At 39.9% G+C, this 12,550-nt stretch carries 8 protein-coding genes; 5 read left to right on the top strand and 3 right to left on the bottom strand.

All coding sequences use genetic code 11. From position 1 onward, the window contains the following. Positions 1-285 precede the first annotated feature (285 nt). The 4 genes from HMPREF2802_RS05550 to HMPREF2802_RS05535 all read left to right on the top strand — a co-directional run bounded on the left by HMPREF2802_RS05550 (position 286) and on the right by HMPREF2802_RS05535 (position 6,172). Positions 286-1,419, top strand: a complete 1,134-nt coding sequence (locus HMPREF2802_RS05550; RefSeq protein ID WP_070503035.1) for an NADH-dependent flavin oxidoreductase — start codon at positions 286-288, stop codon at positions 1,417-1,419. Positions 1,420-1,753: 334 nt separating this feature from the next. Continuing rightward, positions 1,754-3,298: an L-glutamate gamma-semialdehyde dehydrogenase gene (gene pruA, locus HMPREF2802_RS05545; RefSeq protein ID WP_070503034.1), complete on the top strand. Its 1,545-nt coding sequence runs from the start codon at positions 1,754-1,756 to the stop codon at positions 3,296-3,298. Positions 3,299-3,491: 193 nt separating this feature from the next. Beyond that, complete coding sequence (locus tag HMPREF2802_RS05540) at positions 3,492-4,685, top strand: ornithine--oxo-acid transaminase (RefSeq protein WP_002472246.1); 1,194 nt, start codon at positions 3,492-3,494, stop codon at positions 4,683-4,685. 242 nt (positions 4,686-4,927) lie between these two features. After that, positions 4,928-6,172: a Glu/Leu/Phe/Val family dehydrogenase gene (locus tag HMPREF2802_RS05535; RefSeq protein ID WP_002472277.1), complete on the top strand. Its 1,245-nt coding sequence runs from the start codon at positions 4,928-4,930 to the stop codon at positions 6,170-6,172. A 280-nt stretch (positions 6,173-6,452) separates the two neighbouring features. On the opposite strand, the gene argF is transcribed toward HMPREF2802_RS05535, so the two are convergent. From argF to HMPREF2802_RS05520, 3 genes are read right to left on the bottom strand one after another with little or no spacing between them, the layout of a single operon-like run. Beyond that, entirely contained in the window at positions 6,453-7,460 is a 1,008-nt protein-coding gene (gene argF / locus HMPREF2802_RS05530; protein ID WP_070503033.1) for an ornithine carbamoyltransferase, read from the bottom strand. A 27-nt stretch (positions 7,461-7,487) separates the two neighbouring features. Beyond that, a complete protein-coding gene (gene argH / locus HMPREF2802_RS05525) occupies positions 7,488-8,861 on the bottom strand; it encodes an argininosuccinate lyase (RefSeq protein ID WP_070503032.1) in 1,374 nt (457 codons plus the stop codon). Continuing rightward, positions 8,854-10,056: an argininosuccinate synthase gene (locus HMPREF2802_RS05520; RefSeq protein WP_002472274.1), complete on the bottom strand. Its 1,203-nt coding sequence runs from the start codon at positions 10,054-10,056 to the stop codon at positions 8,854-8,856. Before HMPREF2802_RS05520 ends, argH begins: the two co-directional genes overlap by 8 nt. Before the next feature lie 324 nt (positions 10,057-10,380). On the opposite strand from HMPREF2802_RS05520, the gene HMPREF2802_RS05515 reads away from it, so the two are divergent. Beyond that, on the top strand, positions 10,381-11,712 hold the full coding sequence (locus HMPREF2802_RS05515) for a glucose-6-phosphate isomerase (RefSeq protein ID WP_070503031.1): 1,332 nt from the start codon (positions 10,381-10,383) through the stop codon (positions 11,710-11,712). Positions 11,713-12,550: the final 838 nt, after the last annotated feature.

The raw sequence follows: 12,550 nt of genomic DNA, 5'->3' as shown, positions 1-12,550 counted from the left end.
GCTACCGCGAAATTGTAAAGATAGGGCAGATAGAAAGAGGTTCATTCTTTTACGACAATAAGATAATGGACAGAAATCTATGATTTCGTAGTTCTGCCCCCACATAATTAGCAAAAATTTACCTTTAGCAGAGCGCAAATGAGGATATAGATGTTTTATAGACAAATTTTAAACTTATCTCATTTGAATCTAGGACATTTAAGTTATGCAAATCAGTTTAACGGGTAGAGTATATTAGTTAAAATGTATGCACATGAATATAAATAACAAGATGGAGGTCTCATAATGGATCAAAAGTTTCAACCTTTATTTGAATCATTAACATTCTCAAACCAAGCTGAAATACGAAATCGCTTTGTACTTGCACCGCTTACACATGTCTCTTCAAATGATGATGGCTCAATTTCTGATGTCGAAATTGACTACATGCGTCAACGCTCTAAAGATGTTGGCCTAGCCATCAGTGCAGCAAGTAATGTCAATGACGTAGGGAAGGCCTTTCCAGGACAACCCTCAGTCGCACATGACTCAAATATGGATGGTTTAAAACGTCTCGCTCAAGCAATGAAAGAGAATGGTGCTAAAGCCATTGTTCAAATTCATCATGGCGGGGCACAAGCTTTACCGCAACTTACTCCAAATGGTGATGTCGTAGCACCTTCTGAAATAGATCTGAAAAGCTTCGGTGACCCGAAAGAACACCATGCACGTCCAATTACAGAAGAAGAAATCGAACAGACAATTAAAGACTTTGGAGAAGCGACACGTCGTGTGATTGAAGCAGGATTTGATGGTGTCGAAATTCATGGTGCGAATCACTATCTCATTCATCAATTCGTGTCACCTTACTACAACCGTCGAAATGACAAATGGGGGGAAGATCGCTTGCTCTTCCCAATGCGTGTGGTGGACGAAGTAACACAAACAGTTCAACAACATGCAGATGAGAAATTTATCGTAGGTTATCGTTTCTCCCCTGAAGAACCTGAATCTCCAGGAATCTCAATGGAAATCACAGAACAACTCGTGAAAGCACTCGTTGAGAAACCTTTAGATTATCTTCACGCATCATTGATGGATATTGAATCTCCAACACGTGAAGGTAAGTACAAAGATATTCAGCGTGTTGAACTCTTGCATAAATGGATTGACGGTAAGATGCCGCTCATCGGTATCGGTTCAATCTTCACAGCAGAAGATGCGTTGAAAGCGATCCAATCTGGTAATGTTGAGCTCATCGCGTTAGGTAGGGAAATTCTCTTGGACTATCGATTTGTTGAGAAGATTAAAGATGGTCGCACAGATGAGATTATTTCACACTACGATCCTGAGCGTGAAGATCGTCACAACTTGCCACCGAAATTATGGAAGCAGTTTGATGATGGATTCTATCCACTTCCACGTATTGACGGCAAATAATTTATAGGTAAAATATAAAATACGTTTAGACCCACTCGTAGTATTCAAATTGATAACTGCGAGTGGGGATTTTTATGTGTTATAAAGTAAAATACGCGCACATTTCGAAAACAAATTTCAGACATTAACCTCATTACCATTTCGCAAAGACAAACTTTATCGCATGTCAGCTAGAAAAATATCTCCTAGTAGGCCAATTTTACCAATATTTCGCAACTACACTATCTCTCAAAATTGAATTTCAGACCGCTTTAAGTATTCTCTTGTTGTTTTACACGAATCATGTCATTATATATGTAAGGGTTTTCAAAATACAACAGAGGGGGACTCAACTATGATTCCGTACAAACACGAACCTTTTACAGATTTCAGCAACAAAGACAATATCGAAGCGTATCACCAAGCTTTAGCCAAAGTAGAACAAGAGCTTGGACAAACGTACCCTTTGATTATTAATGGCGAACGTATCTTCACAGATGACACGACACGTTCTTACAATCCATCGAATCGCGAAGAGACGATTGGCTATGTGTCGAAAGCCACTCAAGAACACGCGAAACAAGCGGTTGAAGCGGCGAAAGATGCGTTCGAAACTTGGCGTAATGTGGCACCAGAAACACGTGCGAACATTCTCTTCAGAGCTGCCGCGATTACTAGACGCCGTAAGCATGAATTCTCCGCATTGCTTACTAAAGAAGGCGGTAAACCTTGGAAAGAAGCGGATGCAGATACTGCGGAAGCGATTGACTTTATGGAATACTATGGACGTGAAATGTTGCGTTTGAAAGATGGTAAGCCTGTTGAAAGTCGTCCGGGTGAATATAACCAATATGATTATTTACCTATCGGCGTGAGCGTCGTCATTTCACCGTGGAACTTTGCTTTAGCGATTATGACGGGAACTACAGTAGCGCCAGTAGTTACAGGTAACACAGTCTTACTTAAACCGTCTTCCAATACGCCAGTCGTATCGTATAAATTTATGGAAGTGCTTGAAGAAGCAGGATTACCGAAAGGCGTGGTGAACTGGATTCCAGGTTCCTCTGCAGACATTGGTGATTTCCTAGTTGAACACAAAGATGTAGGATTGATTTCATTTACTGGCTCTAAACGTGCCGGCACAGATATTATGCAACGTGCTGCTCAAATTCAAGACGGTCAATATCATATGAAACGTGTCATTGCTGAAATGGGTGGTAAAGACACGATTGTCGTTGATGATGAGGCAAACTTAGATACAGCTACGGATGCAATTATTCACTCGGCATTTGGATTCTCTGGTCAGAAATGTTCCGCTTGCTCACGTGTCATTGCAGTAGAGGGTATCTATGATGAGTTGCTTGAGCGTGTGGCGGCACGTACTGAGCAATTAACGGTAGGTAACGCAAGTGATTACCGTAACTTTATGGGGCCTGTGATTGATCAGAAATCATTAGATAAGATTAAAGATTATATTGAAATCGGTAAAAAAGAAGGGCGTTTAGTGATTGGCGGCCACACTGAAGAAACAGTAGGTAACTTCGTACATCCGACGGTCTTCGCAGATCTCGCACATGATTCTCGTGTGATGCAAGAAGAAATCTTCGGACCAGTAGTTGGTTTTGCGAAAGCACAAGATTTCGACCAAGCGATCGAATTTGCGAATGCGACAGAATATGATTTAACAGGTGCAGTAATTTCAAATAATCGCATGAAACTTGAACAGGCACGTCGTGATTTCAGGGTAGGTAACTTGTATTTTAACAGAGGATGTACCGGTGCAGTTGTAGGTTATCAGCCGTTTGGTGGCTTTAAAATGTCAGGTACTGATTCGAAAGCAGGCGGCCCAGATTATCTCGTTCTACACATGCAAGGACGTACTGTGTCAGAACACTTATAATATTTTTTGCATTTTTCAAAATTCATGAACCTCAAGCGCGCCAAGCATCAACGGATATTGACTCAATATAATGTTAAATAAGAGTAAACTTATTTTTATAAAATAGTTTCAGTTATGCACTAAATAAGTTATGCTAAGGATAACTAATCAATTAGGATTTATTTCCTAAAAATATATACAAAGGGGAGATATCATGACAAAAACAGAAGAAATCATTGAAAAAACAAATCATTATGGTGCGCATAACTACGTGCCACTACCAATCGTCATTTCTGAAGCTGAAGGGGTATGGGTGAAAGACCCTGAAGGTAATAAATACATGGATATGTTATCTGCATACTCAGCAGTGAACCAAGGTCATAGACACCCTAAGATCATTCAAGCATTGAAAGATCAAGCTGAGAAAGCAACACTCGTATCACGTGCATTCCACAGTGATAACTTAGGTGACTGGTATGAAAAGATTTGTAAATTAGCAGGTAAAGAGAAAGCTTTACCAATGAACACAGGTGCTGAAGCGGTAGAAACTGCATTGAAAGCAGCGCGTCGTTGGGCTTATGAGAAGAAACAAATTGAACCAGACAAAGCTGAAATCATCGCGTTCAATGGTAACTTCCACGGTCGTACAATGGCACCCGTTTCACTTTCTTCTGAAAAAGAATATCAACGTGGTTACGGCCCATTATTAGATGGATTCCGCAAAGTAGACTTTGGTGATATCGAACAAGTGAAACAAGCTATCAATGAAAACACTGCAGCTGTGCTTATCGAACCTATCCAAGGTGAAGCAGGTATTAACGTACCACCAGAAGGTTACTTGAAAGAAATCAGAGAACTCTGTGATGAGCACAATGTATTATTCATTGCTGACGAAATTCAAGCAGGACTTTGCCGTTCAGGTAAACTCTTCGCTACAGACTGGGATGACGTGAAACCAGACGTTTACATCTTAGGTAAAGCCTTAGGTGGCGGTGTACTACCTATTTCAGTCGTGCTCGCTGACGAAGAAGTATTAGGCGTATTCACTCCAGGCTCTCATGGTTCAACATTCGGTGGTAACCCACTCGCTTGTGCAGTATCAATGGCTGCGATCGACGTGCTTATCGATGAAGACTTAGCAGGTCGTTCAAGAGAGTTAGGTGAATACTTCAAAGCTGAATTAGAAAAAATTGATAATCCAGTTATCAAAGAAGTAAGAGGTCGCGGATTATTTATCGGTATCGAATTACACGAAAGTGCAAGACCTTACTGTGAACGCTTAAAAGAAGAAGGTCTCTTATGTAAAGAAACACATGACACTGTTATCCGTTTCGCACCACCACTTATCATTTCTAAAGAAGAATTAGACTTTGCTATTGATAAAGTGAAGAAAGTCTTTGCACAATAATACTTCTGAACAAGAATTCTAGTTATTGAGTTCAAAATAGTATCATTTTCTAACATCAGGCTGTAGCAATAATAAAAATTAAGTGATAAAAATGCCTCTGAAATTGTACTTTTGATGCACGATTTCAGAGGTAGAACAACTTAATTCATTTGTCTACAGTCTGAGTCTTTAAAAAGCTATAACTTATGTTACAATTACCATGAAAGCGAAATCATTGTTACGAAAAAGAGGCGAAATGAATCATGACTGAAAATAATAATTTAGTGACTTCTACGCAACAAATTATTAAAGAAGCATTGCATAAATTAGGTTTTGACGACGGTATGTACGACTTAATTAAAGAACCTTTAAGATTCTTACAAGTCCGTATACCTGTACGCATGGACGATGGCTCTGTAAAGACTTTTACTGGTTATCGTGCACAGCATAATGACGCTGTTGGTCCAACTAAAGGTGGGGTACGTTTCCACCCAGACGTTGACGAAGAAGAAGTTAAAGCACTTTCAATGTGGATGACATTGAAATGTGGAATTGTTGACTTACCATACGGCGGTGGTAAAGGCGGTATCATCTGTGACCCACGTGAAATGAGTATTCATGAGGTTGAACGTCTATCTCGTGGTTACGTACGTGCGATTTCACAATTCGTAGGACCTACGAAAGACATCCCAGCACCAGACGTATTTACAAACTCTCAAATCATGGCATGGATGATGGACGAATATAGTTCACTAGATAAATTTAATTCACCAGGATTCATCACAGGTAAACCAATTGTACTCGGCGGTTCTCAAGGTCGTGACCGTTCAACTGCATTAGGCGTAGTTATCGCAATTGAACAAGCGGCGAAACGTAGAGGTAGAGAAATCAAAGATTCTCGCGTAGTTATCCAAGGTTTCGGTAACGCAGGTAGTTTCTTAGCTAAGTTCTTATATGACTTAGGTGCTAAAATTGTAGGTATCTCAGATGCTTACGGTGCGTTACATGACCCTGAAGGCTTAGATATTGATTATCTACTCGATCGTAGAGACAGCTTCGGTACAGTAACAAACCTATTCGACGACACTATTTCTAATAAAGAATTATTTGAAATTGATTGCGATATCTTAGTTCCAGCAGCAATCGCAAATCAAATCACAGCGGACAATGCAAACGATATTAAAGCGGATATCGTTGTTGAAGCTGCCAATGGTCCAACAACACCTGAAGCAACACGTATCTTAACTGAACGTGATGTATTACTCGTACCAGACGTGTTAGCGAGTGCAGGTGGCGTAACAGTATCTTACTTCGAATGGGTACAGAACAACCAAGGTTATTACTGGTCAGAAGACGAAGTTAATGAAAAAATGCGTGAAAAATTAACAACTGCATTCGATACGATCTATGAATTGTCTCAAAACCGTAAGATTGATATGCGTTTAGCAGCTTATATCGTTGGTCTTAAACGTACTGCTGAAGCTGCACGTTACCGTGGTTGGGCGTAAGCTTTAACTCTAGATTATAACTTTCAATATATTAAAAAGGTTCAACTTGAAGAGTGATTTTCAAGTTGAACCTTTTGTCGTATTCAGGTGAAAAATTAATTTATATTGTTACGTAAGTGTTCGAGGGAGAAGCACAGAAATCTCCGATTTCGTTGTGCTTCCCCCGCAAGGATGTCTAGTACTTGGGACAGCGCTAGCTATCACAAGTGCAGACAGCTACTGCGCTTTCTTTAGAATAGGGTGGATTGGACATTCATCTTACGAAGTCGCGTAATCGAGCTTAGCCCATCGTAGCCAAGATGACTGCTTTGATCGTATGCAAGCGATTCTCAGCTTGATCAAAGACTTTTGAACTGTCACTATAGAAGACTTGATCTGTAACTTCCATTTCTTCAATACCGTATTTCTGCGCAATTTCTTGACCGTATGTGGTCTCTGTATTATGAAAGGCGGGAAGACAATGTAAGAAGATCGTGTCCTTTTTACCTGTAGCTTGAAGTAACTCCTCGTTAACTTGATAAGCTTGCAACATATCAAGACGTTCTTCGAAATGTTCTTCCTCACCCATAGACACCCAAACGTCAGTGTACAAGACATCAGCCTGTTTCACAGCTGAATGCGGATCAGTCATAATAGACACATCAGAACCATGTTGTTCAGCAAATTGACGCGCTAACTCCACAGTTTCTGTATCAGGTTGGAGCGCTGTAGGAGCGCAGATGCGAATGTTCACACCTAATATCGCTGCTGCAACCATTAAAGAACGTGCTACGTTGTTACGACCATCTCCAAGATAGGTTACTGTGAGGTCTTCTAACGTATTGAAATGCTCTTTAATCGTCATGAAGTCAGCGAGGGATTGCGTAGGGTGCCATTCATTGGTAAGGCCATTCCAAATTGGAATATTGGCATACTTCGCGAGTGTTTCGACATTGGTATGCGCAAACCCACGATAGGCAATACCATCAAAGAGACGGCCGAGCACAAGAGCGGTGTCTCTAATGGATTCTTTCTGGCCTAATTGTAGATCGTTCTTATTTAAATATTCTACGTTTGCTCCGAGATCGTTTGCTGCTACAGTAAAGGCAGCACGTGTACGCGTTGAACTCTTCTCAAAGATTAAGGCGATATTTTTATTCTGAAGATAATTGTGCGGCTCTCCATCTTGTTTCTGCTGTTTCAAGTCAATCGCCATGTCGATTAAACGATTTAAATCTTCTTGAGTATAATCGCTTTCTTTCAAGAACGATTGGCCGTTTAAGTTAAGGTGAGTTGGAATGTCAGACATCATCATCCCCCTTTCTATAATAGTGGATTACATATTCGCTTTAATATGTTCGAGTTGTTGACGTACTGCTTCTTGACCCGTAGAACCGTAGCTTGTACGACGTTTCACACAACTTTCAGGTCTTAAATAATCATAGATATCGCTTTCGATAGCGGGATGTGCTTGTTGGTATTCTTCAAGCGGCACATCGAGTAAATAGATGCCTTGTTGCGTACATGATAGGACGATTTGACCTACGATTTCATGCGCTTTACGGAATGGTACGTCTTTAGAAACGAGATAGTCGGCAAGTTCTGTTGCGTTTGAAAAGTCGTGAGTGACTTCATCTTGTAAGTGATCGACATTGACTGTCATTGTGCTCAACATACCTTCAAAGATACGTAAACTACCTTTGATAGTGCGCACAGCATCAAATAAGCCTTCTTTATCTTCTTGCATATCTTTATTGTAGGCGAGAGGGAGACCTTTTAAAGTAACTAACATACTCATGAGATGGCCTGTCGTTCTACCTACTTTACCTCTAATGAGTTCTGCCATATCTGGGTTCTTCTTCTGAGGCATAATCGACGACCCTGTAGAGAATGCATCAGAAAGTGTGACGAATTTCGCTTCTTCACTAGACCAGAAGATGATTTCTTCAGCAAAACGTGAGAGGTGTACCATCGTCAATGAAATATTATGCAAGGTTTCTACAATGTAATCACGATCACTGACAGCATCGAGACTATTTTCATACAATGAACCGAAATCAAGCAGTTCTTGTGTACGGTGACGGTCGATAGGGTAAGTTGTACCGCTCAAGGCCGCTGCACCGAGTGGAGACATATCGATACGTGCTAAACTATCTTCGAAACGACTATAGTCACGCTGTAACATCCAATAATACGTCAGGATGTGATGTGCGAATGAGATAGGTTGCGCACGTTGAAGATGTGTATAACCTGGCATAATCGTCTCAACATGCTGATCGGCAATATTAACAATCGTGTGTTGTAATTTACGCACCATCTCCATGATGGCTTGAACTTCTGTCTTTGTATATAAGTGCATGTCTGTCGCGATTTGGTCGTTTCTGCTACGTCCCGTATGCAGACGTCCGCCAGCTTCACCAATACGTTGGATGAGCTCGTGTTCAATATTGAGATGGATATCTTCAAGACTGACATCCCAAGACATCTTGCCATCGTGATAATCTTTCTGAATGCCTTTAAGACCTTCAATGATCGCTTGGCTATCCTCTTCTGTAATAATGCCTTGTTCAGCTAACATTGTGGCATGCGCAATACTACCTTCGACATCATAGTCAATTAAAGTTTGGTCGAAATGGATGGACGCGTTAAACGCATCCACCCATTCCTCGGGTGTTTCACTAAATCTGCCACCCCAAGCTTTCTTACTCATTGCTATAACCTCCGTGCAACATTGAGTTCACTTGTGTTGGTAAGCCGAAGATATCGATAAAGCCAACTGCTGCTTCTTGATTGAACGCATCATCTTTAGTGTAAGTTGCTAGTTTTTCATTATATAAAGTGTAAGGAGATTGACGACCATTCACTGTGACATTACCTTTGTAAAGTTTCACACGTACATCACCAGTCACGTAAGTTTGTGTACTGTCGATGAAGAGTTTCAAGCTGTCACTTAATGGTGAGAACCATAAGCCATTGTAGATTTGTTCAGAGAATTGTTTCTCAATGACTGGTTTAAAATGCGCCACGTCTTTCGTTAACGTAATTGTTTCTAACGCTCTGTGCGCAGTTTGAATTACTTCTGCAGCTGGTGTTTCGTAAACCTCTCTTGATTTAATACCTACGAGACGGTTCTCAACATGGTCGATTCTGCCGACACCATGTTTACCAGCAAGTTTATTTAAGTGAAGAATCATTTCAGTTAAAGGCATCTTCTTATCATTAAGTGATACAGGTAAGCCTTCTTCAAAATGGATGACAATTTCTTCAGCTTCGTCTGGTGCATCCTCTGGCGCATTAGTTAAGTCGAATGCATCTTCTGGAGGAGCTGCATATGGATCTTCAAGAATACCGCATTCGTTTGCTCTACCCCATAAGTTCTGGTCGATTGAGTATGGAGAATCTTGTTCAATTGGTAATGGAATATCATGTTTCTTCGCATACTCGATTTCTTCTTCACGGCTCCAGCCCCATTCTCTAACTGGTGCGAAAGCTTTCAAGTTAGGGTTAAGTGCTTTGATTGCCACTTCGAAACGAACTTGGTCGTTACCTTTACCTGTACAACCATGTGCGATACCGATTGCGTTTGTTTTTTCTGCAATTTCTACGAGCTTTTTAGAAATAAGTGGACGAGATAATGCAGAAACGAGAGGGTACGTATTTTCATATTGTAAGTTACCTTTGATGGCATAACTTACATAGTCCTCTGTGAATTCTTCTGTGGCGTCGATGATATGACATTCAACTGCGCCCATGTCTAATGCTTTTTGATGTACAACGTCGAGATCTTTACCTTCCCCAACGTCTAAACAACAAGCAACTACGTCATAACCTTTCTCGATTAACCAATGTACTGCTACGCTTGTATCTAAACCACCTGAATACGCTAATACAATTTTATCTTTCATGTCGAACACCTCGTTTATTAATTTTCTGAATATGATAGTTCTTATCATAGCAGATAAAATGCGTTTTGAAAACCATAAATATACAAAAACTTGCATAAATAAATTACACAACGCTATAGTTTTCGATAATGGCAGTGGTTATGAGAGGTTAATTTTATATAAAATGCATAAAAAGAGGTATATATTTATAAAATATACAGTGATATTCATCTTTCTATAAAGTGAGAAAGGGCGTGGGTCTATAGAGCGGTAGATAACTCATTTGAATCGGTCACTTAAACTTAGTAAAATATATTTGTAATTAAAAACTCAGGAGGCAGTTTAATGACTCATATTCAATTAGATTACGGTAAGACTTTGGAATTCTTCGGAGAGCACGAATTAGAACAACAGAAAGACAATGTTAAAGCAATTCACCAAACGATTCATAACGGGTCTGGCGCTGGCAGTGATTTCTTAGGCTGGTTAGATCTTCCTGCGGATTATGACAAAGAAGAGTTTAAGCGTATCATTGAAACGGCGAAACGTGTGAAAGACCATTCAGATGTCTTCGTCGTGATAGGCATCGGTGGTTCATATTTAGGTGCACGTGCAGCGATTGAAATGTTAACTTCTTCTTTCAGAAATAGTACAGAATATCCTGAAATTGTCTTTGTAGGTAACCATTTATCTTCATCTTATACGCATGAGTTAATCCAATACCTAGATGGTAAAGATTTCTCAGTGAATGTTATTTCTAAATCAGGTACGACGACAGAACCTGCTGTATCATTTAGATTATTTAAACAGTTACTTGAAGATAAATACGGTAAAGATGAAGCGAAAGAACGTATCTTTGCGACAACAGATAAAGAGAAAGGCGCTTTGAAACAGTTAGCGACAAACGAAGGTTATGAAACTTTCGTCGTGCCTGATGATGTAGGCGGTCGTTATTCAGTTCTTACAGCAGTAGGCCTTTTACCTATAGCGGTAGCAGGAATCGACGTAGAAGCGATGATGCAAGGGGCTGCGAAAGCACGTGAAGAACTCTCCTCAGACGAGTTAGAGAACAACATTGCGTATCAATATGCGACAATCCGTAATATCCTTTACACGAAAGGCTACACAACTGAAATGTTAATCAACTACGAACCATCACTTTCATACTTCAATGAGTGGTGGAAACAGTTGTACGGTGAGTCAGAAGGTAAGGATTACAAAGGCATCTATCCTTCAAGTGCAAACTACACTACAGACTTACACTCTTTAGGCCAATACGTTCAAGAAGGACGCCGTTTCTTATTTGAAACTGTATTGAAAGTCGATATGCCTAAACATGATATCAAGATTGAAGAAGATCCAGACGACTTAGATGGTTTAAACTATTTAGCTGGTAAAACGATGGACGAAGTGAATACGAAAGCGTTCGAAGGTACATTGCTCGCTCACACAGATGGTGGCGTGCCTAACTTAGTTGTTCGCGTACCTCGTTTGGATGCTGAAACGTTCGGCTATCTCGTTTACTTCTTTGAATTAGCGTGTGCAATGAGCGGCTATCAATTAGGTGTGAATCCATTTAACCAACCAGGTGTGGAAGCGTATAAACAAAATATGTTTGCGTTGTTAGGTAAGCCTGGTTATGAAGATAAAAAAGAAGCGTTGGAAAAACGTTTATAATTGAAGTGTGATGACCCGCGGATGAATAATGTCTGCGGGTTTTGTTTTGTGCTGAAGTAGTATATGTTTCTGGCATGTAATAAGTTAATGACTTCTACTATTTTGCAATACTGTGTATTGGAAAAGTGGCTGCGCTTTCTTAGAGGGTCACGCTCAACTAATTAATGACGCTTATTGCGCGTCATTAATGGATTTTCGCTGTGCCCTTAATCTCTCAAGAGTCTTGCCATTTTCCTGCACTTGTATTGCAAGAGTTCTATTATTAATTTCTTTCTAAAAACATATTTCATTTCATCACAAATTCTCTTTTGATTTTTGGTTTAAGTTAGTGTGTAGAGGATTAGAATGTCTTCTTTTAAGTTAGTCATCTTAATGGAATTTATATTTCGTTTAATAATATTCAAAACCATAATCGCACGTTTTCTATTTTGTTTTTGATTATTTAACATAGAGTTTCAAGTAACAAAATGTTTCTTGCTAATTTGCAATACAGCGTCAGAGAATAACTTAATGCCTTCTACTGATTTGCAATACTGCGTATTGGAAAAGTGGCTGCGCTTTCTTAGAGGGTCACGCTCAACTAATTAATGACGCTTATTGCGCGTCATTAATGGATTTTCGCTGTGCCCTTAATCTCTCAAGAGTCTTGCCATTTTCCTGCACTTGTATTGCAACAGTACGTAGAAGAAAATATAACGTATTACGTTCTATTTAAAACTTCCTACGTCTAACCAAATTTTTTTATTTTATTATAGGAGTTAAAGTTAGTGTTTTTATTTGATTAGCAATACTACGTATTTAAGTGGATGACGCTTTCCGCAGGCATGGCTTGAGCCTG

The organism is Staphylococcus sp. HMSC071G07, from assembly GCF_001811435.1.
GTDB lineage: Bacteria > Bacillota > Bacilli > Staphylococcales > Staphylococcaceae > Staphylococcus > Staphylococcus pettenkoferi.
The sequence above is the reverse complement of the archived record's forward strand: the minus strand, read 5'-3'. Positions and strand labels throughout refer to the sequence as shown.